The organism is Microvirga yunnanensis (assembly GCF_025460875.1).
Genome location: NZ_JAMXFI010000031.1, coordinates 1 through 24,450 on the forward strand (window position 1 = coordinate 1; position 24,450 = coordinate 24,450).

The 24,450-nt window shown below is 63.1% G+C and carries 24 protein-coding genes and 1 pseudogene; 16 read left to right on the plus strand and 9 right to left on the minus strand.

The window, feature by feature from the left end; genetic code table 11:
• A partial coding sequence (locus tag NF876_RS16670) for a phage integrase N-terminal SAM-like domain-containing protein (RefSeq protein WP_262269165.1) occupies nucleotides 1–127 on the minus strand: 127 nt, incomplete at its 3' end.
• Between the two features lie 406 nt (nucleotides 128–533).
• On the opposite strand from NF876_RS16670, the gene NF876_RS16675 reads away from it, so the two are divergent.
• Nucleotides 534–1,259: a Crp/Fnr family transcriptional regulator gene (locus NF876_RS16675; RefSeq protein WP_373696673.1), complete on the plus strand. Its 726-nt coding sequence runs from the start codon at nucleotides 534–536 to the stop codon at nucleotides 1,257–1,259.
• Between the two features lie 290 nt (nucleotides 1,260–1,549).
• Here the strand turns inward: NF876_RS16675 and NF876_RS16680 are convergent, their stop codons facing one another.
• Nucleotides 1,550–2,839, minus strand: coding sequence for an epoxide hydrolase family protein (locus NF876_RS16680; RefSeq protein ID WP_262269906.1), 1,290 nt, complete (start codon nucleotides 2,837–2,839; stop codon nucleotides 1,550–1,552).
• A 437-nt stretch (nucleotides 2,840–3,276) separates the two neighbouring features.
• Entirely contained in the window at nucleotides 3,277–3,786 is a 510-nt protein-coding gene (locus NF876_RS16685) for a MarR family winged helix-turn-helix transcriptional regulator (protein ID WP_262269907.1), read from the minus strand.
• Between the two features lie 146 nt (nucleotides 3,787–3,932).
• Here NF876_RS16685 and NF876_RS16690 point away from each other — a divergent pair, with 146 nt between their 5' ends.
• The 4 genes from NF876_RS16690 to msrA all read left to right on the plus strand — a co-directional run bounded on the left by NF876_RS16690 (nucleotide 3,933) and on the right by msrA (nucleotide 6,574).
• Nucleotides 3,933–4,328, plus strand: a complete 396-nt coding sequence (locus tag NF876_RS16690) for an Ohr family peroxiredoxin (RefSeq protein WP_262269908.1) — start codon at nucleotides 3,933–3,935, stop codon at nucleotides 4,326–4,328.
• A 127-nt stretch (nucleotides 4,329–4,455) separates the two neighbouring features.
• Nucleotides 4,456–5,517, plus strand: coding sequence for a DUF3095 family protein (locus tag NF876_RS16695; protein ID WP_262269909.1), 1,062 nt, complete (start codon nucleotides 4,456–4,458; stop codon nucleotides 5,515–5,517).
• Between the two features lie 86 nt (nucleotides 5,518–5,603).
• Complete coding sequence (gene msrB, locus NF876_RS16700; protein ID WP_262269910.1) at nucleotides 5,604–6,056, plus strand: peptide-methionine (R)-S-oxide reductase MsrB; 453 nt, start codon at nucleotides 5,604–5,606, stop codon at nucleotides 6,054–6,056.
• 2 nt (nucleotides 6,057–6,058) lie between these two features.
• A complete protein-coding gene (msrA, locus tag NF876_RS16705) occupies nucleotides 6,059–6,574 on the plus strand; it encodes a peptide-methionine (S)-S-oxide reductase MsrA (protein ID WP_262269911.1) in 516 nt (171 codons plus the stop codon).
• Nucleotides 6,575–6,823: 249 nt separating this feature from the next.
• Here the strand turns inward: msrA and NF876_RS16710 are convergent, their stop codons facing one another.
• Together NF876_RS16710 and NF876_RS16715 are read right to left on the minus strand one after the other, a co-directional pair.
• Nucleotides 6,824–7,717 carry a LysR family transcriptional regulator gene (locus NF876_RS16710; RefSeq protein WP_262269912.1) on the minus strand — a complete coding sequence of 298 codons (894 nt, stop codon included), beginning with the start codon at nucleotides 7,715–7,717 and terminating at the stop codon, nucleotides 6,824–6,826.
• A 16-nt stretch (nucleotides 7,718–7,733) separates the two neighbouring features.
• Nucleotides 7,734–8,627, minus strand: coding sequence for a LysR family transcriptional regulator (locus NF876_RS16715; protein ID WP_262269913.1), 894 nt, complete (start codon nucleotides 8,625–8,627; stop codon nucleotides 7,734–7,736).
• Nucleotides 8,628–8,890: 263 nt separating this feature from the next.
• Between NF876_RS16715 and NF876_RS16720 the strand changes: the two genes are divergently transcribed.
• From NF876_RS16720 to NF876_RS16735, 4 genes are all read left to right on the plus strand, one after another.
• The gene (locus tag NF876_RS16720) at nucleotides 8,891–9,889 is read left to right on the plus strand and encodes an alpha/beta hydrolase (protein WP_262269914.1); all 999 of its coding nucleotides are present in this window, start codon (nucleotides 8,891–8,893) and stop codon (nucleotides 9,887–9,889) included.
• A gap of 26 nt (nucleotides 9,890–9,915) precedes the next feature.
• Nucleotides 9,916–10,998 carry a PQQ-dependent sugar dehydrogenase gene (locus NF876_RS16725; protein WP_373696674.1) on the plus strand — a complete coding sequence of 361 codons (1,083 nt, stop codon included), beginning with the start codon at nucleotides 9,916–9,918 and terminating at the stop codon, nucleotides 10,996–10,998.
• 106 nt (nucleotides 10,999–11,104) lie between these two features.
• Nucleotides 11,105–11,869 (plus strand): SDR family NAD(P)-dependent oxidoreductase, encoded by a 765-nt coding sequence (locus NF876_RS16730; RefSeq protein ID WP_262269915.1) that lies wholly within the window; start codon nucleotides 11,105–11,107, stop codon nucleotides 11,867–11,869.
• Between the two features lie 480 nt (nucleotides 11,870–12,349).
• Nucleotides 12,350–12,562, plus strand: coding sequence for a hypothetical protein (locus NF876_RS16735; protein ID WP_262269916.1), 213 nt, complete (start codon nucleotides 12,350–12,352; stop codon nucleotides 12,560–12,562).
• 29 nt (nucleotides 12,563–12,591) lie between these two features.
• Here NF876_RS16735 and NF876_RS16740 read toward each other — a convergent pair whose 3' ends face one another.
• Together NF876_RS16740 and NF876_RS16745 are read right to left on the minus strand one after the other, a co-directional pair.
• Nucleotides 12,592–12,786: a hypothetical protein gene (locus tag NF876_RS16740; RefSeq protein WP_262269917.1), complete on the minus strand. Its 195-nt coding sequence runs from the start codon at nucleotides 12,784–12,786 to the stop codon at nucleotides 12,592–12,594.
• 167 nt (nucleotides 12,787–12,953) lie between these two features.
• The gene (locus tag NF876_RS16745) at nucleotides 12,954–13,214 is read right to left on the minus strand and encodes a hypothetical protein (RefSeq protein ID WP_262269918.1); all 261 of its coding nucleotides are present in this window, start codon (nucleotides 13,212–13,214) and stop codon (nucleotides 12,954–12,956) included.
• Between the two features lie 183 nt (nucleotides 13,215–13,397).
• Here NF876_RS16745 and NF876_RS16750 point away from each other — a divergent pair, with 183 nt between their 5' ends.
• A complete protein-coding gene (locus NF876_RS16750; protein ID WP_262269919.1) occupies nucleotides 13,398–13,640 on the plus strand; it encodes a response regulator in 243 nt (80 codons plus the stop codon).
• A 122-nt stretch (nucleotides 13,641–13,762) separates the two neighbouring features.
• Here NF876_RS16750 and NF876_RS16755 read toward each other — a convergent pair whose 3' ends face one another.
• Entirely contained in the window at nucleotides 13,763–14,239 is a 477-nt protein-coding gene (locus tag NF876_RS16755) for a hypothetical protein (protein ID WP_262269920.1), read from the minus strand.
• A 171-nt stretch (nucleotides 14,240–14,410) separates the two neighbouring features.
• Nucleotides 14,411–17,779, minus strand: a complete 3,369-nt coding sequence (locus NF876_RS16760; RefSeq protein ID WP_262269921.1) for a PAS domain S-box protein — start codon at nucleotides 17,777–17,779, stop codon at nucleotides 14,411–14,413.
• A 390-nt stretch (nucleotides 17,780–18,169) separates the two neighbouring features.
• On the opposite strand from NF876_RS16760, the gene NF876_RS16765 reads away from it, so the two are divergent.
• The 6 genes and pseudogenes from NF876_RS16765 to NF876_RS16790 all read left to right on the plus strand — a co-directional run bounded on the left by NF876_RS16765 (nucleotide 18,170) and on the right by NF876_RS16790 (nucleotide 24,434).
• Nucleotides 18,170–18,553: a response regulator gene (locus NF876_RS16765; protein WP_262269922.1), complete on the plus strand. Its 384-nt coding sequence runs from the start codon at nucleotides 18,170–18,172 to the stop codon at nucleotides 18,551–18,553.
• Between the two features lie 406 nt (nucleotides 18,554–18,959).
• Entirely contained in the window at nucleotides 18,960–19,211 is a 252-nt protein-coding gene (locus tag NF876_RS16770; RefSeq protein WP_262269923.1) for a hypothetical protein, read from the plus strand.
• A 123-nt stretch (nucleotides 19,212–19,334) separates the two neighbouring features.
• Nucleotides 19,335–19,694 (plus strand): annotated as a pseudogene (locus tag NF876_RS16775) (PAS domain-containing protein); the annotation flags it as partial.
• Nucleotides 19,693–20,460, plus strand: a complete 768-nt coding sequence (locus NF876_RS16780) for an acetoacetate decarboxylase (RefSeq protein ID WP_262269966.1) — start codon at nucleotides 19,693–19,695, stop codon at nucleotides 20,458–20,460. The pseudogene NF876_RS16775 and the gene NF876_RS16780, both read left to right, overlap by 2 nt.
• A gap of 221 nt (nucleotides 20,461–20,681) precedes the next feature.
• Complete coding sequence (locus tag NF876_RS16785; protein ID WP_262269924.1) at nucleotides 20,682–21,467, plus strand: 3-hydroxybutyrate dehydrogenase; 786 nt, start codon at nucleotides 20,682–20,684, stop codon at nucleotides 21,465–21,467.
• Nucleotides 21,468–22,448: 981 nt separating this feature from the next.
• The gene (locus NF876_RS16790) at nucleotides 22,449–24,434 is read left to right on the plus strand and encodes an amylo-alpha-1,6-glucosidase (protein ID WP_262269925.1); all 1,986 of its coding nucleotides are present in this window, start codon (nucleotides 22,449–22,451) and stop codon (nucleotides 24,432–24,434) included.
• Nucleotides 24,435–24,450: the final 16 nt, after the last annotated feature.

The following is a 24,450-nucleotide window of genomic DNA, read 5'->3' on the forward strand; positions in this document are numbered from 1 at the left end:
CGCCAAGGAAGGCGCTGAAGCGGCGGATGGCGCGGATGTAAGCATCCTGGGTGCGTGGGGCGAAATGGCGGATCGTCATGTCGTCGATCAGGCGCTGACGGAGAGGGCTGACGGACGCGTGGGTCATCGGAGGCTCCTGTCCTGAGGGGGGGAGGAAACCTCTCCATTCTCAGGCCGGACACGTCCCGGCGTGACCTCTATGATCGTTCCAGACGCCGACAGAGCCGGCAGAGCCTACCGCGGTAGCGGTTTAGTCCTTTGACCCAGAGGCGACCTTTGAGGCCTGCGGCTACGCCGAACGTATGATTCGTTATCACGTCTTCGTGATCCGCCTGCGGCATGTTGTCAGGTATTCTCATCAGCCCATAGGAGCGTTGTAGACTGCCTTGGTAAGGAAGCTACCGAAAGACCATCGTGCCAACCGGTTCCTGGCTGCCTTAGAGCCCGACGACTTCACCCTGCTTGAACCCCATCTAGAGCATCGGACGGTTTGTCGGACCCGCTCGGTTTCTACCTCTGCCCAGGGAAGAGGGGTGGGATGTCGTGGATCCGTATTTTGGTCCGATGCTCTAGAGGCTGTCATCCTGCCCCGTGGGACTGTGCTGTACGAGCCCGGTGATCCCATCCGCTACACCTACTTCCCGCACGATGCGATCATCTCCCTTGTTGATGTCATGGAGGATGGCCGTCTGGCAGAAGTGGCCATCTTTGGGTGCGAGGGATTGTTCGGCCTCCTGACCGCGTTTGCGAGCCGAGAAGCTTTCGGGCGCTACGTCGTGCAGATTCCCGGCACTGCCTCCCGCATTCCCCTGGACCGCCTCCATGAGGCGATCCGGACGCGCCCCGCTGTTCAGCGACTGGTGCTGGCCTACAACGAGGCGCTGCTCGCGCAAGCGTATCATACCGTGGCCTGCAATGCCGTGCACGCGGTCGAGGCTCGGTGCAGTCGCTGGATTCTGAGCACCCATGATCGCCTGAACCAGGAGACCTTGCCCTCGAAAGATGCTCTGCCCCTGACACACCAATTCCTCGCTGAGATGCTTGGTGTGCAGCGTTCCACCGTCAGCCCCATCTTACGCGGCCTCCAGATGTCGGGCCTGATCGAGCAACGCCGAGGCGGCATCGACGTCATCGACCGTGCTGGCCTCGAACAGGTGGCCTGCGAGTGCTATCGCAAGATCCGCTCTCGTTTCGACAAGTTTCTGTCCGCTACCCATGCCCCGGCTGGAAGCGGCGGGCTGGGCAAAGCTAAGAGCTGAATTCTGTGCTGATACTATGCGAGGTGGTTCACCGTCGCAGGCCTGATGCTGCGCGGCAGCGACTACGGCCAATCGACTCATCGGCGGGAAGGGCAGCTATTGGCACTCCTAAGACCTAAGCTCGAAAGCAGCAATCCTCGTGAAAGCGGACGTTCCAAAAACGCAGGCAATCTCGGTTCCTGACCCAACTCGGACGTTCGGGCATGACGCGTGGTATGTTGTTTTAGATCTCCATCAATATTGCCGTGCTCGCTCAGGAGCCGGCGCGTACTACGTGCGCGCCGAGGTCTTCAGAGCGATTTGCGGAGTGACCTGAGCCCTGTGCGGATCTCGGAGATCATGAACTCCGGCTGCTCCCAGGCTGCGAAGTGTCCGCCCTTTGGTAGCTTGTTGAAGTGAATGAGATTGGGATACGCTTTCTCTGTCCAGCTCTTTGGCGCGACATACATCTCGTCAGGGAACACACTGCAGGCGACGGGGAGTTTAACGCCTTTGACAGCGAAGAATGAGTTGCCGGCAACGGCATTCTCCCAGTAGAGACGTGCCGCTGAGATCGCCGTGCCCGTAAACCAAAAGAGCGTGACGTTATCGAGGACATCGTCGGGCGAGAGGCCTTCTTTGACCCCGGCAAACGATCTCGCGATCATGGCATGGCTCTTCCAGTCGTGGTCGATCATGAATGCGGCCAAGCCGACAGGTGAATCCACCAACCCGGTCAGCGTTTGCGGGCGCGTGCCCATGACGATCGCGTAGCCGAACTTGTTCTCGCGGACTTGCTCGCAGGCCTTCCTCTCTTCGGCTGATAGATGATCGGGCAGAGGGTTGCCGGACCAGATCAGCGCATCGATGTCAGGCGGGATTACCTCGGGCATGTTGGTGTGGATGCCGAGCAGTCCTTTGGGTTCCTGAGTTCCCATGTAGTTGACGACGATCGAGCCCCAGTCACCGCCCTGCGCCGCATACTTTTCATAACCAAGGCGCGACATCAGCTCAGCATAGGCGCGCGCGATGCGCTGGGGGTTCCAGCCGGTCGTAGTTGGCTTGCCGGAGAAGCCGTAGCCCGGCATCGACGGAATGACGACGTGGAACGCATCCGCTTCACTACCGCCGTGCGCGGTCGGGTCAGTCAGGGGCTCGATCAGCTTCACTTGCTCAACGATCGATCCCGGCCAGCCGTGCGCGATCAGCAGCGGCATCGCATTGGCATGTTTCGAGCGTACGTGAATGAAGTGAAAATCCAAACCGTCGATCTCGGTGATGAAATTGGGATACGAGTTCAATCTGGATTCGACCTTGCGCCAGTCGTACTCGTCCGCCCAGTAACGCGCGAGCTCTTGAATCGTTTTCAGCCGGACCCCTTGCGATTCGTCCGCGACCGTCTCTTGTTCCGGCCATCTGGTGGCCTTGATGCGACGCTTCAGCTCGGTGATTTCAGCTTCCGGAATGTTGATACGGAAGGGGCGGATCGCAGTGTTCTCGGCGGCTTCGGATTCGCCTCTGGCGAGGACATTAGACGCTAGTGCGGCTGCAGAAGCTGCCACGGGGGCAGACTGGTTCGGGAGCGATGTTTGCTCTGACATTGATCTCTCCATTCGTTCGCATCGCCACGGTCGGCGGGATAGGAGAATGGACAACTGCAAGATTGCTGTCGTTGTGGGCAAAGCTACTGTAGCGCGGTTGTCCTTAGACCACGCTCAAAGGTCAACGGAGACTGTGGATCTTGCGGTCCAGTCCTCGTCCCACAGATTACACAACCACTCGGTTCAGGAGCGACGTCGGCAAAGCTGCCGATCAAAAACGGCTCGTCGGAGAGCCTAAGTCCAACACAGGGACGTTTGATTGGGCGCAGAGGATACGCCTCTGTGATCCGGCGAGCAAGTGGCCTCGCCGAGGCATGGCCGATGATAGCCATCACAAGGATGCGAATGTTCGTGCCGACTATAGATCATCGGCAAGCAACGGCCCCCAGGAGTAGCGGACTTCGCGTGCGTTCCGCAGAGCGGGGCCAGCCGATAGCTTAGTCGTCTGTACCCGATCCTGGGTGCGTGGCACGCAGGAGGTTGTCGCGTATCGTCGCTATGGTCTTCTGGGCTGCGGGAAAGTCCGCTCCGAGCCCCGTGGCTTCAACCAGCGCCGCGCCAGGGTCCGTCTCAACCAGTTGGCGTCCGGCGGGCGTCAGGCTCACCCGCACCTGCCGTTCGTCGGCGGTGTCACGCTGCCGTTTGAGGTAGCCGATCGACTCGAGCTTCTTGAGGATCGGCGTCAGCGTATTGGATTCCAGGAACAGCTTTTCGCCGAGCGCCCGGACCGTCTGGCCGTCCTCCTCAGAGAGGGCCACCAGGGCGATGTACTGGGTGTATGTCAGGCCAAGCTTATCCAGTAGCGGCTTGTAGGCACGACCGAAGGCGAGGTTGGCCGAGTAGATGGCAAAGCAGAGATAGTTCGCAAGCTTCTTGCCTTCACCGCTAGGCTGCGGGGAAGCGGACCCGGTCAGGTCTGGGGTCTTGGCTGTTAGTGTCTTGCGCATGAGCTGATCCAATCTTTGCTGCTTGGCTTAATATAAATCGCATCCGATTAAATCGGAAGTGCTTGACACCGATAATCGAGAGGCGTATTTGCATCGCATCCGAAGTGATCGGATACGATCTAACTAACTCAAAGAGGGATGATGTCATGACTGCCAAGGTTCTCTTCACCGGAAAGACCCACAACTCTGGCGGCCGCGATGGCGGCACTCGCAGCAGCGACGGCTTCCTCGACCTCAAGCTGTCGCAGCCCCACCCGGCCGCCGAAAACCTGTTCGGCGCTGCCTGGTCGGCCTGCTACATCGGTGCGCTTGAGCTCGCCGCCGCCCAAAGGAAAGTCACCCTCGCGACCTTGCCCACGGTTGATGCCGAGATCGACCTGGTCCTCGATAGCGGCTCCTATTTCCTCCAGGCTCGCCTTAACGTCAGTCTGCCGGGGATCGACCGCGAGGTCGCACAGACGCTGGTCGATGCGGCGCACGGGATCTGCCCGTACTCCAAGGCGACGCACGGCAACATCAACGTCGAGACCACCCTGCTTTGAACCGGATCGGCCGGGCCAGCTGACAAGGCAGGCCCGGCTCCCTCGGACGGGCGCGCCGGACACCTGCACCCGATTGGCAAGGCGCGGCGCCCGGTTTGCTGATGCACGCGGATCTGGAGGACACGCAATGGTCAATAGCCCAGCACACTCGCCCCAGGCGTATAGCGAGTTTTCGCTCGTGCTCGACCCGTCCATCTACGAGCCACTGCCTGACGACTGGCTGATCGGGATCACCGACGTTGTCGACTCGACCTCTGCGATCGAGGCGGGGCGTTACAAAGACGTCAACTACGCCGGCGCCTCGGTGATTGCCGCTCTTGGGAATGCCTGGGGGGCATTCGACTTCCCGTTTGTGTTTCGGGGCGACGGCGCTGCATTTGCTTTGCCGCCACAGGGCCTCACGATCGCGACCTCGGTGTTGCGACAGGTTGCGACGTTTGCGGAATCCGGTCTTGGACTCACTCTTCGAGTCGGGCTGCTGCCCGTGCACGAAATCCGAGCTGGCGGACGCGACGTACGCATTGCCCGATATGCGGCTTCGGGGAATGCGACCTATGCGATGTTTGCCGGAGGAGGGCTGAAATGGGCGGAGCAGCAGATCAAGAACGGGCGGTATCTGGTCAAGCCGGGCAAGCAGACGACGCAGCCGGACCTGACTGGGCTGACCTGTGACTGGACTCCCCTTCCGAGCCGACAGGGCGAGATCCTATCGCTGTTGATCGAGCCGTATGATCATACCAGCCCCGAAGTCTTCTCCAGGCTTGCCAAGCGTGTGCTTGCCATATTCGACGCGGGACCACGTCAGTCTCATCCCGTTCCGGAGGATGTCGCCATCCCTGAAGGGAGCGAGACATATCGCAGTCTGAGAAGCTGGTCGGAGGTCGCCTCCAACTCGGACTTCCGCAAGTACGACGATGTCCTGCGTCTGACGCTGGACAGCACACGCGAACAAATCAATGCGGCGGAGGCTATTCTTATTGCGGCAAAGGCTCGAGGCGAGATCAACTTCGGGATGCACCGGCAGTCTCACGCCCTCATGACCTGTTTGGTGCCGTCCAGTAGGCCGGATTCGCATTTCCATTTCCTGGACGGAATGGGTGGAGGATACGCAAAGGCGGCCGAGATGCTGGAAGCAGGTGAGCTCCCAAGTGTCGTGGGTGCTGGCGAGACGATCGCAATGTCCGCCTGAGGCGGAGCCGCCGGCCCATTCAATCTGACGCTATAATCTCCTCAACTAGAGGATCACGACAATTCACGATGAAAAGAGAACAGCCGATGAAGACCTACCACCAGAACCCCGACGCCCTGTCCTGCCTGACCCCGGAGCAGTATCGGGTGACGCAGACGGACGGGACCGAGCGCCCCTTCGCCAATGAATACTGGGACAACGACGAACCTGGACTCTATGTTGACGTTGTCTCAGGCGAGCCCCTGTTTGCCTCGTTTGACAAGTACGACAGCGGCAGCGGCTGGCCCAGCTTCGTCAAGCCAGTCGAGGCCGATAACATCATCGAGAACCGCGATACGAGCCATGGCATGGTGCGGACCGAGGTGCGGTCAGCCCACGGTGACAGCCACCTGGGACACGTGTTCCCGGATGGGCCACAAGAGGACGGCGGATTGCGCTACTGCATCAACTCGGCCTCGCTGCGGTTCGTCCACCTGGATGAGCTGGAGAGCGAAGGCTACGGCGAATTCAGCAAGCTGCTTGCAGAGAAAGGAGAATGAACATGACTGGTGTGACTGAGCGGGCCATCCTGGCCGGGGGCTGCTTCTGGGGCATGCAGGATCTCATCCGACGCCGCCCCGGCGTCGTCTCCACCCGCGTCGGGTACTCCGGCGGGGACGTGCCGAACGCCACCTACCGCAACCACGGCACGCATGCAGAGGCAATCGAGATCATCTTCGACCCGGAGAAGACGAGCTTCCGGGATCTGCTGGAGTCCTTCTTCCAGATCCACGACCCGAGCACGAAGAACCGGCAGGGCAATGACATCGGCCTGAGCTACCGCTCGGCGATCTTCTATACCTCGGAGGAGCAGCGCCAGGTTGCCGAGGACACCATCGCCGATGTGGATGCCTCGGGCCTATGGCCAGGCAAGGTGGTTACGGAGCTCGCACCCGCGGGCGAATTCTGGGAGGCGGAGCCGGAGCATCAGGACTATCTTGAGCGGCTTCCGAATGGTTACACCTGCCACTTTATCCGCCCCGGCTGGAAGCTGCCACGGCGCGGAGCCGCCGAGTAGACGCCCGCAATACACGGCCCCCGCAGACCTGTTTTAACCGGTGATCCACTTTAGGAGCCTCCGGGGCATGCGAGATATGGAGCGGACTCGAAATGTCGCTCCCTGGCACGTCCCGGAAGTAGACCGAAGGGTCTGCTCTCGCGAGGAGCAGCGGACGTTCCCGGAGAGCAGGGATCGTCAGTGTGTGACCCGAAGCGGCCCTTCCTGTGGGCAGCTATAGATGCCGCTCATGAGCCGCCCGGGCCCGGCCTAGCGTCGGTAGCGCAGCGCCTCGATGATCAGCGACAGGGCCGGCGACGATTGGCTGCGACTGGCGAAGAAGATGTGGAGTCCAGGAAAGGTCGGGCACCAGTCCTTGAGCACGGCTTGAAGCCGGCCGCTCTCGATATGGGGGCGCGCCAGTTCCTCCGGCATGTAGGCCAAGCCAAACCCAGCGAGTGCGGCCTCCACAACCGGGTAGATGGAGTTGAAGGTCCACGAACCTTCAACCCGCACCTGCAGGTTCCGTTTGCCCTTCGTGAGTTCCCATGCGTACACGCCGCCACGCATCGAGAAGCGCATGTTGATGCATTCGTGCCCGGTCAAGTCCGACGGAGACTTCGGCAGCGGACGCCCTTCCAGGTAGGAGGGCGCACCGACGATCACCATGCGGATGTCCCGCGAAATCCGAACCGCCGTCATGTCCTTGGAAATCTGGTCGCCGAACCGAACACCCGCATCGAAGTGCTCCGCGATGATGTCGATCAGCCCGGGTTCGATCGCCACCTCGATCTTGAGGTGGGGATACGCCGGCTGAAGCTTGGAGAGCTTGGGCCAGAGGATCGTGTTGGCCGCAAAGTCGGAGGCCGTGATGCGCACGGCTCCAACAGGCTTGTCACGAAGCTCCTCAAAGGCGGCCAATTCAGCAGTGATCGCCTCGAAGCGAGGGGCTACTCTCTGGATCAGGCGCTCACCGGCCTCCGTCGGCGATACGCTACGGGTCGTGCGTGTCAGCAAACGCAGCCCCAGCCGCGCCTCCAAGGCTCGAATGGTGTGGCTGAGCGCGGACTGAGAAACCCCCAACTGCGCTGCCGCGCGGGTGAAGCTACGCTCCCGGGCAACCGTGAGAAAGGCTTGGATATCGCGAAAGTTCTCACCGGACATGCAAGGTCCTCCGCTGCTATGCCCTGTGGCGAAGGGCTTCGACCAGCAAGGTCATCGCGCGCGACGGCTGGCGCCGGTTCGGATAGTAGAGATGGAATCCGGGCCACACTGGGCACCAGTCCTCCAGCACCGAGATGAGCTGTCCCTCTGAGACGTAGGGGCGAACCATATCCTCGGGCAGGTACGCCAGCCCGAAGCCAGCCTTGGCCGCCTCGAAGATGTCGTAGGCGTTGTTGAAGGTGACTGTTCCATCCACGCGGGCATTCACGGTGCGCTTGCCTTTGGCGAACTCCCATTCGTAGAGGCCGCCATAGGTGGACGCGCGCAGATTGATGCAAATGTGCTCGGGAAGGTCGCGTGGCGTCTTCGGCGGCGGTCGCCCTGCGAAGTAGGACTTCGAGCCCACGACCATGTTGCGAACGTCCGGGCCGATCCGCACCGAGATCATGTCCTGTGCCAGTTCCTGGCCGAACCGCACGCCGGCGTCGTAGCCGCGCGCGACGATATCGACGCTCTCATACTCGTTGTTCAACTCAACCTTGATCTTGGGGTATCTCGGGAGGAACGTCGCCAGTTTGGGCCAAAGCGTGCTCCTGATGGCGTAGTCGATGGCAGTGATCCGGATCGTTCCCATGGGCTCGTCCCGAAGCTCGCCGAGCGACGCGATCTCGGCCTGGATCCCATCGAATTCGGGAGCGAGACGATCCAGCAGCCGCTGACCTGCCTCGGTAGGCGCCACGCCGCGCGGGCTGCGCACGAGAAGACGAGCGCCCAGCTTGTCTTCCAACGCTCGGATGGTGGTGCTCAAGGCTGGTTGCGTCACCCGAAGCTGGGCCGCTGCGCGGGTGAAGCTGCGCGCGCGTGCCACGGCGATGAAGGATAGAAGGTCGCCGAAGCTGTCACGCGACATCGATGAACCCCCTCATGGGATCTTTATCCATTCCATAGCCCTCGTCCGGAATCTGCTCGGGAACCGATCCTATCGAATGCTGCCATTCATGAACAGCATTTATGGGACTATGCGAATTATGCCGTCTACTCCATGTCGGATGCGCCGTCTAAATTTCGTGGCAGCCAAGGAAGGCTAAGCCCCGCAAGTCAACATCAAGGCGCCGCAGAGGCGCGTGACGATGTAACCGAGGAATTGAAATGTCCGTCCTGAGAAACTCTTTGATGTCCGCCGCGATCCTGTTCGCCGTCCCAGCGTTCGCGCAATCCACGAACCCGGTCGCCGTGGCGCAGGGCGCCAATGTCGTCGGTTCGCAGAAGGTCACGTTCGACAACGGCGGCGTACGCATGGCTGGCAACCTCTACCTGCCCGCCAACTACGACAGTAGCAAGAAGTACCCGGCGATCGTTGTGGCCCATCCCTGGGGCGGCGTGAAGGAACAGACCTCCGGTCTGTACGCCCGGGACCTGGCACGCAAGGGCTTCATCACGCTGGCCTACGACGCCTCCCACTACGGCGAGAGCGGCGGCGAGCCGCGCGACTTGGAAGATCCGGCCGACCGCGTACAGGACATCCAGAGCGCCGTAGGCTACCTGGCCAGTCTGCCGCAGGTGGATGCGAACCGCATCGGCGCGGTCGGCGTCTGTGCCGGCGGCGGCTACACGCTGCACGAGGCCCAAACCGATCTGCGAGTGAAGGCTGTGGCCGGCGTGGTTGCCTACGACATCGGGGATGCGACCCGCACCGGCATCCAGGGCGCGCCGGTCACGGCCGAGGACCAGCAGAAGCTGCTCCAGGGCGTCGCCGAACAATTGAACAAGGAAGCGGCCGGCGCACCCGTGTTGGTGCAGCAACTGCTTCCATCACGTGACCAGGTCACCGCCGATAGCGACAACTTCATCCGTGAGGCGGTGGACTACTACCTGACTCCGCGCGGCGCTCATCCAAACGCCCGCAACCGCTTCACCGTGACCAGCCCCGGCCTGCACATGGCGTACTACCCTCTGGAACACATGGAGCGGGTCTCGCCCAGGCCTGTGCTGCTGATCGCTGGCGAGCGTGCCGAGACGCGCAAGTTCAGCGAAGCGGCGTACGCCAAGGCGCAGCAGCCCAAGGAACTGCTGGTCATCCCGGGCGCCTCGCACTTCGACCTGTACGACAAGCCGCAGTACGTGACGCCTGCCGTGGACAAGATGGCCGAGTTCTTCGGCAAGCATCTGTGAGGCAGTGACCGTGGGGAGGCACTGAAATGAAGCCATCGCTCATCGCCCTTTCCATCCACGCGCTAGCGACGGTCTGCGCCGTCCCGGCGGCCATGGCACAGGATGCGCCCGGCAACGTGCGCATCCAGGCCACCGTGCCCGGCGACTGGTCGATGCAGGTGATAAGCGATCGCCTCGACTATCCCTGGGACGTCGCGAATGCCGGCGATCGGTTTCTGCTGACCGAGAAGGCCGGCAACATCGTCGTGATCGAGAATGGCCGGCAGCGGCGCTACGCGCTTCAGACCTCCGACTCCATCGTGGACGAAGGCGGCGCCGGCCTGCTCGGCATGGCGCTGTCCCGCGACTTCGCGCAAAGCGGCGTCGCCTACTTCTATCACTCCTACCGCTCCGATGCGGACCTCGCCAACAAAGTCATCGAGGCGCGGTTCGACGGCGATGCCTGGCGAGAAACCCGCGTGCTGCTGGAAGGGATTCCCGGGCACAGGCTCTACAACGGCGGCGCCATTGGCATCGGGCCGGACGGGCACCTCTACGTGACCACCGGCTGGACCGGCAACCGCGAGCGTCCGCAGGATCGGGCCAGCCTGGCCGGCAAGGTGCTGCGCATGACGCTGAGCGGCCAGGCGCCGCAGGACAACCCATTCCCGGGCTCCCTGATCTACTCTTACGGCCATCGCAATCCGCAAGGGATGGCCTGGAATCCGGCCGGTGAGCTGTTCGTGGTCGAGCATGGCGAGGCCGGCCACGACGAGATCAACCGGATCAGGCCAGGCGTGAATTACGGCTGGCCGCTGGTCCAGGGCGCCGAGCGGCGCGATGGCATGGAGCCGGCCTGGATCGAATCCGGCCGCAGCACGTGGGCGCCCGCGGGCGCCGCGTTCGCCGCGTTCGCCGGCGATGAACTGGTGATCGCGGCGCTCGGTTCACGCGAATTGCTGGTCATGGACGAAGGAGCCAGAGCGCTCAAGCGCGTGTTCAGTTCCGGTGACCGCATCCGGGACGTGCTGCCGGTAGCGCGCGACCTCTACGTGATCACGACGAACCGGTCGCCGAGGGGGGAAGGTCGCTCGAAGGACCGATTGCTGCGACTGTCACCAAGGCAATGAAGCGACCTGCCTTGGAGGCCAACGGGATTGGCTCCCGGGAAGAGATGACGTCCAGGAGCCGGGCCATCGTCATCCGGAAAACTGATTCAACACAGGAAATGACATCATGAAGATCTCTTACGAGAACCAAGTTGCGCTGGTGACTGGCGCCGCGTCGGGCATGGGCCTGGCAACCGCCAAGGCATTCGCGCAGGCGGGCGCGGCCGTTGCGCTGGCGGATGTGAACGGCGACGGTGCACGTGCCGCCGCCGATGAGCTCGTAGCGTCCGGGCACAAGGCCATCGGCATCCGCTGCGACGTGGCCGATCTGGGCGAGGTCGAGGCCATGGTCAAGGAGACCGTCTCCACGTTCGGCCGCCTGGATGTGGCCTTCAACAACGCCGGCATTCAGAACGCCCTTGCGGAGACCGCCGACGCCACGCCCGAGGACTTCGATCGCGTGACCTCGGTCAACCTGCGTGGCATCTGGGCCTGCATGAAGTACGAGTTGCAGCACATGCGGCAGCAGGGCAGCGGCGCCATCGTCAACTGCTCGTCACTCGGCGGGCTGGTGGGCGGAGCCGAGCGCGGCACCTATCACGCGGCCAAGCATGGGGTTCTCGGCCTGACCAAGAGCGCGGCGCTGGAATACGCCACCCGGAATATTCGCGTCAACGCCGTGTGCCCCGGCCTGATCTGGACCCCGATGGTGGAACAGATGGTTGCCTCTGGCCAGAAGGAGGCACTGGATGCCATGGTCGAGGGCATTCCCATGCGACGGCACGGACGCGCCGAGGAGATTGCCGACGTCGTGCTGTGGCTGTGCAGTTCGGCTTCCAGCTATGTGACCGGGCAGTCCATCTCGGTGGACGGCGGACTGATCATGCGCTGATCCTGCTTCCGGGGGCGAACGTTCTTGCCGCAGTGGCAAACGTTCGTCCGTTGGCTCTAAGCTGATGGCGCGGTAGTGTACTCTGACCCTGCGCGGTCATTCAACGTTCGCGACGGCGCCCAAGCGGGTGCGATTCCATGGTTGCCTTGGTCCAGTTCGCGATCACGCTCGGTGCGTCGTCCGGCTGATCGACCACAACGGATATCACGCAATCATTGCGTTCAGTGCACTCGTTCTCGTCAAGCCTAAATGCCTCCTTATGGCACTCCTGAGACGTAAGCGTTTGGTCCGCTTCGCCACTCAAGTGCGGACGTTCATTAAGAGGCCGGAACGTGAAATTTTGACCCACTCCGGACCTTCCCTGATGAGCCCACCGTGGGGCCCTACTTTCCATATCGATTGGGAATTCGGGGTCGGTTGGGAACCCGCACCCGATCTGATGATTTGTAGCCGACGAGATTTGAGCTGCGCCCAGAAACTATGTTCGAGCTGCACCCAGAACTCGCTCAGCTTGAGAAGAATATCGCCGACACCCAACGGCTCGTCTCCCGGCAGATCGCCCGGATCGAGCGGATGACCGAACAGGGAGCCGATCCCGAAACGGCCAAGGCCGTTCTTCACGGGCTGGAGCAGGTCCTCGACTACTTTTACGCGCAGCGGGAACGCATCCTCGACATTCTCACCCGACAGTAAGGACCTTTCAAAAAGAGCCTTATCGGAAATTACGGTTTCGTCGTCTCGGTGGGGACAATTCTTCGCGCCTCCTGCTCCTCGATCTCCGCCAGCATCTCAAGGTGCCGAGCTGTCTCAAGGAGTTGCTGCTTGGCGTCCAGCAGCGACATCCATTGGGCAACGTCTCGGGCCTGTTGAGCCTGCCGTCGGTATTCCTTGGCCTTGTGGAGTCGGCGAGCGGGCATAGCGCATCCTGTGGCGGAAGCCTCATCAGGAGGCGGGCTTAGCCCGGGGAGCAGAAGCGCGCCTTAAAGCAGGTTAAAGAGCAAGGCATGGGAACTCCGACGCTTGCGAACAGTGCCCGTCAACGCCGGAGGAGTCGCCCCCTGCTCCCTGAATGGCGTTCTGCGAATTACGCGGCTTTGCCCATCAGGATTTGTTCCACCCAGGCTCCAGCCTCCTCGAGCGTCTTGAATAGGGGTGCGTTCTGGATGTTGCACTTGCCGAACCCGGCTTCCAGGTGCCACCAATCCTTGTGTTCAGGGTGATGGTGCGCCCCGTCGAGGCGGACGAACACAGCGGCAAGCTGGTTGTCTGCGAGGACAAGCCTGCCGTCAGTGTCGTAGCCGTCAATGCGCACGCGAATGGGCTGGAACGAGATGTCAAGGAGCATGGCCTTCGCCCTAGTTGGGGCGAAAGGTCAACGCAAAATGGCCGGACACCCTGGAGAAACAAGGAGGCGCTTGTAGGCCATCTGCCCCAGACCGTCATTCAACTGGTTATATCTTGGCCACTCTCATAGGTTAGCTTGGCCCATTCCATAAACGGCCTTCCGCAAGATTTTTGCCGTAAGTCATTGAGGCTGCCCCGCCGCTCCGGATTCGAGGTGCTGGAGTGGGTCAAGGGGTATCCTGTTCTGCGGCGGGTGCCGGTGATTATCCTGACGTCCTCACGTGAGGACGTCGACCTGCGGCGGGCCTACGATCTCGGGGCGAACTCCTACCTGGTGAAGCCGGCCCGCTCGGAGGACCTGCTCCGGATGGTCGAGCAGATCCACGGCCATTGGCTCGGGCTCAACCAGGCGGCTGCGCTGTCGTGATCCCGATGAACCCGGGGATGTGATCGAACGCGTACCGTGGGCTCCGCAATCACCTCCCGGTGCATGCCATGGCCGGGTTCGTCGGCGGTGCCACCCACGTCCGAGGTGCGGCCGGTCGTGGATCAGGAGCGATCATCCGCGCCCGCACCGGAGTCGCGATCGCCCATGGCGTTCATCACGGCATCCGATAGCCCTCTGGCGGCCTCCGCGGCAGCGTCGGGCATGCGCCGTAGGGTGCGCGGAAGCTCCCGCAACGAGGAAACGGTCGCCTGGCGGTTGCGTGGAAGAAGGCTGTAGAGGATGAAACCCGCGAGCGCGATGCTGCCGCCGATGACGAGAGGGTGCGTGGCGGCCGTCCTGAGGGCGCCCGATCTCAACTGCCGGAAGGCGTATGCCGGGGCCGATGCGTGCAGCAAGCTCTCCACGTGCTCCAGGTTCCTCTCGCTCGTATGGACGGCCAGGTCACAGGAACCGTCGGTATTGCGATAGATCTCGATGCTGTTGCGGGCAAAGCCATTGTCCGTCAGACGGGTCTTGATCGCCTCGGCAGCCTCGTGCGACGGGAGTTGTGTCCACACGACAGTGGTGTTCTGCGCCATCGGAACCTCCGCTCGTTGCCGAGGCCAATCCATTCCGGAAAGCAAGGTTCCAAGGCAGCAGACACGGTCGATGATCTCGATGGCGACGTGATGCTCGAGTTGGCGGCTACGGGCGCGATGTGCACGCCCGCGGCCGACGCGGCCTGAGCTGCGCCGGGTTCCTCCCCAGGATCATTCATCCTGTATGATCGCACGGATCCTTTGCGCAAGCGCATCGACGGCAAACGGCTTCGTGATCATCTGCATGCCGGGTTCCAGGAAGCCCGCTGCCAGGGTGGCATTCTCAGCGTAGCCCGTGATGAACAGCACCTTGAGATCGCGGCGGCGTTCCCGGGCAGCATCGGCGAGTTGGCGCCCGTTCAGGCCTGGCAGGCCTACGTCTGTGATCAGGAGGTCGATGTGCCGCTGGGATTGGAGAATCTTCAGCCCCTCCGGTCCGTCCGCCGCCTCGAGAGTTCGGTAGCCGAGGTCCTCCAGCACCTCGACGATCAGGCTGCGCACCACCGGCTCGTCCTCGACCACCAGCACGGTCTCGCCGGACTCGGCGCGGGGCGCCTCGGCCAGCGTGGCGGCTTCGATCTCCGCGTCCGTTTCGCCACGGTAGCGCGGCAGGTAGATCTTGATCGTCGTGCCCTGACCCACCTCACTGTAGATCTTGGCGTGGCCCTCTGACTGGCGGGCGAACCCGTAGACCATCGATAGCCCTAGTCCGGTGCCCTGACCGATGGGCTTCGTCGTGAAGAATGGATCGAAGGCGCGCCCGATCACGTCCTGCGGCATGCCCGTTCCCGTGTCCGTCACGCAGATGCAGACATACTGGCCAGGATTTACGTCCCGTTGCGCCGCTATGTAGGCCTCGTCCAGGTGGGCGTTGCAGGTCTCGATCGTCAGCTTGCCGCCGTCCGGCATTGCATCGCGGGCGTTAATGACAAGGTTGAGAAGGGCGCTCTCCAACTGGTTGGGGTCGCAGAGTGTCGGCCAGAGGCCTCCCGCCAGCACAACCTCCAAGGTCACCGTCTCACCGACGGTGCGCCGGAACAGGTCCTCGAGGGAGGCGACCAGTGCGTTCGCCTGCACGGGCCTGGGGTCGAGCGGCTGGCGGCGGGCAAAGGCGAGCAGGCGGTGTGTCAGGGCGGCGGCCCGGTTAGCGGATGTTGTCGCGGCGGTCACATACCGGTCAACAGTATCGAGGCGTCCTTGCGAGACGCGGGTGCGCAGCATGTCGAGGGAACCCACGATGCCAGTCAACAGGTTGTTGAAGTCGTGGGCGATGCCGCCCGTGAGCTGGCCCACCGCCTCCATCTTCTGCGACTGCCGCAGGGCCTCCTCGGTCTGACGCAGCGCTTCCGCCGCCGCCCGCTCTGCCGTGATATCGCGGCCGATAGCGTAAAACAGTCCCTCCTTCGGCACTGCCGTCCAGGAGATCAGGCGGTAGCCGCCGTCCCTGGTGCGGAAGCGGTTCTCGAACCGGAAGGTCTGGGCCCCCTGGTCAAGGTTCCCAAGTTCGGCAAGCGTGCTCTCGACGTCGTCGGGATGGATGAGGCCGAGGAAGTTGCTGGCGAGCAACTCCTCTTCGGACCAGCCGAGCATCGTCGTCCAGGCCGGGTTGACGGCGACCAGGGTTCCATCCGAGCGGCAGACGTCCATCAGGTCGGTGCTGAGCTGCCAGATCTGGTCCCGCTCGCGGGTGCGCTCCTCGACCTGAGCCTCAAGGTTTTCGTTCAGGCGCCGCAGCGCTTCCTCGGCGCGTCGGCGCTCCTCGATCTCACTCTGGGCCCTCTGGAAAAGGCGGGCGTTGTCGATGGCCACGGCGGCTCCAGCGGCGAGTCCGGATACGACCCGCTCGGAGCGCTCATGGAACACCCCCGGCTGCGCGTGTCCGAAGAACAGGCCGCCGATCACCTCGCCGGAGCGTGACGTCACCGGCACGGCCAGATAGCTGCGGACCGGCAGGTGGCCCTCGGGCATGCCCCGGTAGGGCTCGGAATGGCCATAACGGGGGTCTTTGGTAATGTCGTCAGAGCGGACGATACACTCACCACTGAATGTCGGGGCGAACACCTTTGTGTTGCGCGGCATCGGGAACTTCGAGAACGCCTCGCGAGGGACGCCGGAAATCGAGTAGAGCATGTAGCTCTCGCCGACCTCATTCTCCACGTTGTAGAAGAACGCGCCGAACTGCGCTCCTGTGAGCTCTACGCCTGCATCGGTCACACGCTGGACCAGCCGCTCGAGATCGTGTTCGGACGCGGCAGCGGCAAGGGCCGTATTGAGGATTTCGAGGGCGCGGGTTTCCTCCCGCAGGGCATCTTGGCTGGAACGCCGCTCCGAGATGTCCTCGGTGGTGCCATACCACTCGACGATCTCCCCGTCCGGACTGCACCGGGGGAAGGCTCGTGAGTGCATCCAGCGATAGGAACCGTCGCGCATGCGTGCGCGGTGCTCGATATCGTAGTGATGACCGGTCGTGAACGAACGGGTCCACGCTTCCAGCGAGGGACCGAGATCGTCTGGGTGGATGGCTTCCGCCCATGTCCCGCCCAAGCCGCTGGTTCCGGTCCAGTCCTGCCAGCGCTGGGCAACGCGATCGAGCTGGCCGTCAGGGCGGGCCGTCCAGGTGACCTGTGGGTTCAGCTCAACCGTATGGCGATAGTGGTCCTCTGCCTCTCGAAGCTGAGCCTCCGCGCGCTTGCGCTCGGTGATGTCGCGGTAGAAAACCGCCAAGCCATCGGGAGCCGGATGGGTTCTGATTTCGGTCCAGGCCTCCCGCCCATCAGGCCACGTGTACCTGTTCTCGAACGTGGCCGGCACGCGCTCGGCCATGGCCCGTTTGTAGAACTCACCCAGCGGCGAGTTCTCGGTGTTCGGCCAGACTTCCCAATGCGTGCGCCCAATGATCTCGGCCTCGGGCCGCATATCGAGTCTCAACCCGGCGGGGTTGATCCTGAGGATGCGGAACTCCTGGTCAAGCAGGATGAAGGCCTCGTCCATGCCGTCGAGCACGCCTCGGGCGCGCTCCTCGCTCTCGCGCAGCGCGCGCTGGCCGAGAATCTTGCCGGTCGTCTCGGTCGCAGCACAGAACATGCCTGCAACGGCGCCACGGTCGTCCCAAACGGGAGTGTAGGAGAAGCTGAACCAGGCATCCTCGCGGTAGCCGTGGCGTTCCATTGGGATCAGCAGGTCCTCGTGCCAGCTTGCTTGGCCGGCCAGAGTCTGGTCGACCAGCGGTCTGATCTGCTCCCAGATGTCAGACCAGACCACGGCGAAGGGGCGCCCGAGCGCGTCGGGATGCTTAGCGCCGAAGATCGGGATGTAATCGTCATTGTAGAGGAAGGCGAGGTCCGGCCCCCAGACGATGAACATCGCCTGCTTGGCGTTCAGCATCAGGCGCACGAGGGTGCGAAGCGGCCGTGGCCACGTCTCCGGCTCTCCCAGAGGTGATCCCGACCAGTCGTGCGAGCGCATGCGGGCGCCCATCTCCCCGCCGCCCGAGAGGAAGTCGCGATCAATAACGGCTGGACGTGGGTTTCTGTCGTGCATCGGGTTCCGGATGGAGCCTGGGCAAGGCTGGACCGGCCATGGCCGGGCGGCCTCGGCAACAGGTTGCGATCTAGGGCAGCGGGCCGCACACTGCAACGGGTGTCTTGTCGCTCCCGGCCCGGCGTCTGAGCATCGGAACCAACGTGGCCTGGCCGTTATCGGTTGGCCCGTACGCCGATGTCAGGCCTATGCAGCGTCAGCCCAGCGGTAGGAGCCGCTAGACAGGCTCCATCAATGAGGCCAGGCGGTTTCTGGCTTGGTTCACCTAGCTTTTGACTGCTGGCACAGGGGTGCAAGGGGCGGCAGCCATGAAATCATACGTTAGGACCCTGTGACGAGGAACATCCACTTGCGGGCTCTCGTTGGAGAGCACCAAAAGGATAAAGCTTGATGCTGGCAGGATTCCGTGTGCTCGTGGTCGAGGATGAGGCACTCATCGCGATGGGCATCAGCGCAATGCTCACTGATGCAGAGGGGGTGCCCGTCGGACCGGCCTCCAGCGTGCGCGAGGCGCGCCAGCTCATCAGGGACGTCGCCATGCTGGACGCTGCCGTGCTGGATGTGAACCTCGCCGACGGCCCGGTAACGCCCGTCCTGGAGGCCCTAAGCGCACGGGGCATTCCGACCGTGGTCTACACTGGCGGCATCCTTCCGGAGGACATCCGCCACCGACATCCCGACCTGATCGCGCTCTCCAAGCCTGTGCTGCCCGCCCGCCTTATCGGCGAACTCCGGAAGGCGATCGGAACTTCGGCGCGGCGCTCTCAGGCGTGATCTCCGGTCAGTCAGCCATTTGCTGACCATCTGGTGGCAAAAGCCGCCGCATGTCGGTTCCGCACCTCCTTGGGTTTGAATCGCGTGAAAGTCGATTGGCGGTTCCCCTGCCAGCGTGACTAGATCCATCCATCCCTGCCGCAGCAGGCAGCCTACCTTAATGGCCCGTAGGCCGTCGCGCGGGCGCGGATCGGTTCCGGCCGCTCAGGCGGCGAGCGCCCGGATGCGCTTCTCCACGGCCTCGAACTGCCGGACGTGGGGCGCGCACCGCTCCTAGTGGCGCTCGTCCAGCCTGCGGATCACGTTCTGCTTGAGGCACCAGTGCCGCAATCGACATGCGGCGCGGGCAGGGCACGACCTCCCTAATGACGTAATTTTCAGGCAGGGTAGGCTGCTCGCGTGAATCATGCCCGGTGCGCCGATGATCCGGGTCTGCCGCCAGTCGGAGTTCCTCGCCCATGCCGAAAGCCTCGACCACTGGGTCATGGCGCGGGAACGCGCCATTGCGACTCTCGAACGCAAGGCCGCGTGGCTGGCCGAACAGGGCGCGGCAGAACAGGCAGCACGCTTGCGGGCCGCTGCCCGGCACCTGCGCCATGCCGCCTTTGAGGAGCGCCTGCGGGCCAGCCGCCTGCGCCAGGCGGCAGCGACCGGGTAGCTGCGATCAACTGCGGTTGAAACCAATCCGGTCCGCCATAGCTATCGCGGTTCGTGGACGGGAGCGCCCGAGTCTGGGCCAGTTCGCGCTTCCTTATGTTTGTCTCAAGGCGATATGCCATCCATGAACCAGAGTGACGAGTCCCGACAGCCGGACGGCGATCCGCTATCCGTCGATGTGCAGGGCGACGGGCAGAGCATCGGACTTCCCGCTGCGGGCGAGCACGAGAACGTCTCCTACAATCCCACGGGCGGTCCAGGCATCCACCACTGGCAGCAGGCGACGATCTCCAAGCCCGGTCTTGGCGAACGCGGCAGCGTGTTCTTCGCGGCCATCGAGATGACCCGGATGCCGATGATCCTCACGGATCCCAACCTACCGGACAACCCCATCGTCTTCGCCAACCGTGCCTTCCAGGATCTCACCGGCTACACGGAAGAGGAGGTGCTCGGACGCAACTGCCGCTTCCTTCAGGGCGCCCATACGGATCGCGAGGCCGTCGCCGAGCTCCGGCCCGGCCTTTCCGATCGGACCCTATCGCTTTCGCAACCGGGAATATCTCATCATCACCTACCGGACCGACCCGCAGAAGCTGCGGGAACTTGTCCCCGAGCCGCTCCAGGTCGACGAGCCGCTGGTAAAGTTCGAGTTCATCCGCATGCCGGACTCGACCGGCTTTGGCGACTACACTGAAAGCGGACAGGTCATCCCCGTCTCGTTCCGCGGCCGCAAGGGCAGCTACAACCACTGCATGTTCCTCAATGACCATCCGCCCATTGCGGGCGGGCGTGAATTGTGGGGCTTTCCCAAGAAGCTTGCGAACCCCACCCTACGCACCGAGGTTGATGCCTTGGTCGGCACGCTTGATTATGGACCGGTTCGCATTGCGACCGCCACAATGGGCTACAAGCATCGGACTGCCGATTTCGGAAGCGTCATGGCCTCGCTTCGCGAACCCAACTTCCTGCTCAAGATCATCCCGCATGTCGACGGAACGCCACGCATCTGCGAGCTAGTCGAATATTACCTTGAGGGTATCGACCTGAAAGGGGCTTGGACAGGTCCGGCATCCCTGAACCTTTGGTCGCATGCGTTGGCACCGGTCGCGGAGCTGCCGGTATTGGAGGTGGTCTCAGCGATCCACCTCGTGGCCGACCTGACACTCGGGCTCGGCAAGGTCGCGCATGACTATCTGGCACCATCCGAGCCGTCTCACTGGAAAGAGAGACACTACGAAATTGTAGAATGAGGTCTCACCCGGTAGCGCCCTTCGTCCAGGGGAGTATCGCTGGGCTGACGTGCCTGATTGAGTTCTACTGCCTGGTCTTGGTCACTCCCAATGGCTTGTCCTTGCGGGTACCAGAGGATGGTTGAGACGTACCGACAAGTTCAGGATTGCTTTGACAGAGCTTGGCGCTCAAGACGAGCGCTTTGAATTGAACGATTAGACCCAGCAACAAGGAGGCTTCGATGATGCTTCGTTCCAAATCCGCCGTTGTGACCGGCTCGACCAGTGGAATCGGGCTCGCCATCGCCCGGGCCTTTGCAAAGGAAGGCACCAACGTGCTGATCAACGGCTTCGGCGAGCCACAGGACGTCGAGAAGGAACGCGCCGGCCTCGAGGCCGAATTCGGTGTGAAGGCGCTCTACTCGCCCGCCGACATGACGAAGCCGGATCAGATCGCCGACATGATCCGAGGGGCTGAGGAAGCCTTCGGAGCTATCGATATCCTCGTCAACAATGCGGGCATCCAGTTCGTCTCGCCGGTGGAGGAGTTCCCGATCGAAAAATGGAACCAGATCATCGCGATCAACCTGTCCTCGGCCTTTCACGCCATCCGCGCCGCGGTGCCGGGCATGAAGGCACGCAAGTGGGGCCGCATCATCAATATGGCGTCCGCTCATTCGCTTGTAGCCTCGCCGTTCAAGTCGGCCTATGTGGCGGCCAAGCACGGCATTGCCGGCCTCACCAAGACGGTGGCGCTCGAAGTGGCCACAGACGGCATCACGGTCAACTGCATCAGCCCCGGTTATGTCTGGACCCCGCTCGTCGAGAAGCAGATCTCGGACACCATGAAGGCGCGCGGGCTGACCAAGGAGCAGGTCATCAATGATGTCCTGTTGGAGGCTCAGCCCACGAAGCAGTTCGTGACGGTGGAACAGGTGGGAGCGCTCGCAGCCTTCCTGTGCTCGGATGCGGCCAGCCAGATCACCGGCACGAACCTTTCCATGGACGGGGGCTGGACGGCGGAGTGACAGGTCGAACCAGAAAGCCGAATGGGATGCCCCGCGGACGCGTCAGGGCGAGAGCCTGAGGTTTGTTTGGCGCCGCCCGAAGGATACGTGGCCACAGAGCCCAGGGGCCAGACCTAGGCCACGAATGCGATCGTGTGATTTGTGAGTGACGACAATGCAGCGGTATTTGTGGCTTGTGATCCTTGGATCGCTCATCACCGCGGGTCCGGCCCCGGCGCGGGACCGGGAGCGGCCGCGCCCGCCCTCCAGGGAGATCCAGATCCCATCTGGCGCTGAGCTCGACCGGACGCTTGACTAGACTACGGTGCCGAACCCGTCCAGGGGTTTCTCGCGCAACGATGTGACCGCAATCCGGCAGATGGATGAACGGACCAGGACAATCGATCGCGAGGTCATGAAGGGCATCTGCTCAGGATGCTGACGCATCGGGTAGTGACGCGCGGATCCTTGGACCCGCTCCCTTGGCGCCGATCGCTTTACGGTCACAGCGCAGGGCAGCGACGGGACACCCGGCACCTCGGTGCCTGGGGTGGTTCTGTTTCAGCTTTGACGATTTTCCTGCCCTGGCTAAGAGGGTGAGGGCGGTGAGAGGAGCTCGTGGTGAACGCAGGCAAGAAGAACCCATTGAAGGATCAATAATTCACGGCAGAGATTATCCTGTGGGCCGTACGCTGGTATCTTCAGTTCGCAATCAACTATTGCGATCTTAAGCGCATGTTCTCCGAGCGGGGCGTGCGGCTCATCCGACCGGTGCTCTCACTCCCGGATGGTAAGAGGCTGTATACTCGTGTGCACGCCAGGTTTCCGCACCTGAGAAAGAGAGGCCGCCATGACGGCACCAATCCAGGATGGTCCCGACGAGTCTCCCCACCTATTGCACGGTGGCTCGGCATGAACCGAGGCGCAGATTGTCCGGATTCCGCTGGGAGAGACCTCTGTCCGGCGCGACGCCTGCCCCACTTCATTCGGTTCGGCCGGGCGATGACCGGCGACCTAGCGCAGGCTGAGCGGCGAGAATGGTGGCTGGCCAATGGTCTCGGCGCCTACGCGGCTGGAACGATCGCTGGCAGCCTGACCCGCCGCTATCATGCCTTGCTCGTTACCCCCCTCGCACCACCATTCGGCCGTACGCTGGTGCTGGCCAAGGCTGACGCGACGCTCCATGACAGCTCGCAGACTTGGCCGCTGTTCACCAACCGCTGGGCCGGTGGCACAATTTCCCCGGCTGGGCACGTCTTCATCGAATCCTTTACCCTGGCCGGCAGCATCCCCGTCTGGCGTTATCGGTTGGGAGCGCACTGCCTTGAGGCGCTGATCTGGATGGAGCACGGTGCCCCGACAACTTATCTCGCCTACCGGCTGATACCTGAACATTCGGCAGGGCAGGGGCCGCTGGCCTTGCGGGTTCGGTTGCTCGTCAATGACCGCAACCACCATAGTGATACGCAGCTTGGGCGCTTCGACCCACAGGTCACGGCGGCCCCGAGCAGGCTGCAGGTGCGCGCCGACAGCTTCACTCTCCATCTCCAGGTGCCGGGCGGCACCGTGCATCCACAGCGGCATTGGGTGGAAAACTTCGACCTGCCGATCGAGCGCGAACGCGGCCTGAACGACCGTGACCACCACCTGTGTGTCGCGGAAGCGGAGCTCGCCCTCGTGCCGGTCCGGTGGGTGGGACTGGTTGCCAGTCTGAGCGCTGACGCTTCCGAAGACATCGAAGCCGCCCTGGCGCGGCGTCGGGCGCGGGACGGTGCGCTTTTGGAGCAGGCAGCCAAGCACGACCCGGTGTTCGATGGCCCGCCTGAGTGGGTCGCGCAGCTCATTCTCGCGGCTGACGCTTTCGTCATTGCACGACTGCTACCGGGTGGGCCGGATGGCTTCTCAGTGGTCGCCGGTTATCCCTGGTTCGACGAGTGGGGCCGTGACACCATGATCAGTCTCACCGGCCTGACGCTGGCCACCGGACGGTTTGACGACGCCAAGCGCATCCTCGAGAGCTTCGGCCGATTCCTTGACCAAGGCATGTTGCCCAATGTGGTCCCGGACACCAGCGCACAGCCGAGCTACAACAGCGTCGATGCGGCTCTCTGGTACATCGAGGCATGGCGCGCCTATGTCGAGACGACCGGCGATCAGGCCAGCCTGGAGCGCACGTTCCATGGTCTCACCGGGATCATCGAATGGTACCGTCGCGGCACGCGCTACGGCATCGCCATGGATCCGGCCGACAGCCTGTTGCGGGCGGGGGAGCGCGGCGTCCAACTGACCTGGATGGACGCCAAGATCGGCGACTGGGTCGTGACGCCGCGGATTGGCAAGCCGGTCGAGATCAATGCCCTGTGGTACAACGCGCTCTGCATCATGGACGGCTTTGCCCGAATGTTGGGAAAGCCGGGCGAAGACTATGCGGCGATGGCCGAGCGCGCCAGTCGAGGCTTCCAGCGGTTCGTCCGCTCCGGCGAGGATGGGAGCCTGGCCGATGTCATTGATGGTCCCGACGGAGACAATCTCACGGTGCGCCCGAACCAGATCCTGGCCGTGAGCCTGCCACACAGTCCCTTACCCGCGGAGGCGCAAGCGAGCGTGGTGGCGCGCTGTGCCCGCGATCTGCTGACCTCCTACGGGCTGCGTTCGCTCGCTCCCGACCATCCGGACTACATCGGGACCTACGAAGGCGGTGTTCGGGAGCGCGATGGCTCGTATCATCAAGGGCCGGCCTGGGCATGGCTGCTCGGCCATTTCGCGCTTGCTGAGTACCGGGTGCATGGCGATGCCGCGCGGGCGCAGGAGCGGCTGTCGGTCGTGGCAGATCACCTGCTCGACGCCGGGCTCGGCACGATCAGCGAGATTTTCGACGGGGATTCGCCCCATAGGCCGCGCGGCGCACCAGCCCAGGCCTGGTCGGTCGCGTGCGTGCTGGAGGCGTGGTGGCGGCTCGAACGCGCCCGGCGCGCGGCACCGCCATGAAAGAAGAGCGGGGAGG

What these genes read in the sequence shown, in the direction of transcription:
- NF876_RS16685 (WP_262269907.1), bottom strand. Translation starts at nt 3,786, where the DNA reads ATGCGCAAGACACTAACAGCCAAGACCCCAGACCTGACCGGGTCCGCT.
- msrB (WP_262269910.1), top strand. Translation starts at nt 5,604, where the DNA reads ATGAAGACCTACCACCAGAACCCCGACGCCCTGTCCTGCCTGACCCCG.
- NF876_RS16680 (WP_262269906.1), bottom strand. Translation starts at nt 2,839, where the DNA reads ATGTCAGAGCAAACATCGCTCCCGAACCAGTCTGCCCCCGTGGCAGCT.
- msrA (WP_262269911.1), top strand. Translation starts at nt 6,059, where the DNA reads ATGACTGGTGTGACTGAGCGGGCCATCCTGGCCGGGGGCTGCTTCTGG.
- NF876_RS16730 (WP_262269915.1), top strand. Translation starts at nt 11,105, where the DNA reads ATGAAGATCTCTTACGAGAACCAAGTTGCGCTGGTGACTGGCGCCGCG.
- NF876_RS16735 (WP_262269916.1), top strand. Translation starts at nt 12,350, where the DNA reads ATGTTCGAGCTGCACCCAGAACTCGCTCAGCTTGAGAAGAATATCGCC.
- NF876_RS16760 (WP_262269921.1), bottom strand. Translation starts at nt 17,779, where the DNA reads ATGCACGACAGAAACCCACGTCCAGCCGTTATTGATCGCGACTTCCTC.
- NF876_RS16740 (WP_262269917.1), bottom strand. Translation starts at nt 12,786, where the DNA reads ATGCCCGCTCGCCGACTCCACAAGGCCAAGGAATACCGACGGCAGGCT.
- NF876_RS16725 (WP_373696674.1), top strand. Translation starts at nt 9,916, where the DNA reads ATGAAGCCATCGCTCATCGCCCTTTCCATCCACGCGCTAGCGACGGTC.
- NF876_RS16745 (WP_262269918.1), bottom strand. Translation starts at nt 13,214, where the DNA reads ATGCTCCTTGACATCTCGTTCCAGCCCATTCGCGTGCGCATTGACGGC.
- NF876_RS16690 (WP_262269908.1), top strand. Translation starts at nt 3,933, where the DNA reads ATGACTGCCAAGGTTCTCTTCACCGGAAAGACCCACAACTCTGGCGGC.
- NF876_RS16765 (WP_262269922.1), top strand. Translation starts at nt 18,170, where the DNA reads ATGCTGGCAGGATTCCGTGTGCTCGTGGTCGAGGATGAGGCACTCATC.
- NF876_RS16770 (WP_262269923.1), top strand. Translation starts at nt 18,960, where the DNA reads ATGCCCGGTGCGCCGATGATCCGGGTCTGCCGCCAGTCGGAGTTCCTC.
- NF876_RS16715 (WP_262269913.1), bottom strand. Translation starts at nt 8,627, where the DNA reads ATGTCGCGTGACAGCTTCGGCGACCTTCTATCCTTCATCGCCGTGGCA.
- NF876_RS16695 (WP_262269909.1), top strand. Translation starts at nt 4,456, where the DNA reads ATGGTCAATAGCCCAGCACACTCGCCCCAGGCGTATAGCGAGTTTTCG.
- NF876_RS16755 (WP_262269920.1), bottom strand. Translation starts at nt 14,239, where the DNA reads ATGGCGCAGAACACCACTGTCGTGTGGACACAACTCCCGTCGCACGAG.
- NF876_RS16710 (WP_262269912.1), bottom strand. Translation starts at nt 7,717, where the DNA reads ATGTCCGGTGAGAACTTTCGCGATATCCAAGCCTTTCTCACGGTTGCC.
- NF876_RS16785 (WP_262269924.1), top strand. Translation starts at nt 20,682, where the DNA reads ATGATGCTTCGTTCCAAATCCGCCGTTGTGACCGGCTCGACCAGTGGA.
- NF876_RS16790 (WP_262269925.1), top strand. Translation starts at nt 22,449, where the DNA reads ATGACCGGCGACCTAGCGCAGGCTGAGCGGCGAGAATGGTGGCTGGCC.
- NF876_RS16720 (WP_262269914.1), top strand. Translation starts at nt 8,891, where the DNA reads ATGTCCGCCGCGATCCTGTTCGCCGTCCCAGCGTTCGCGCAATCCACG.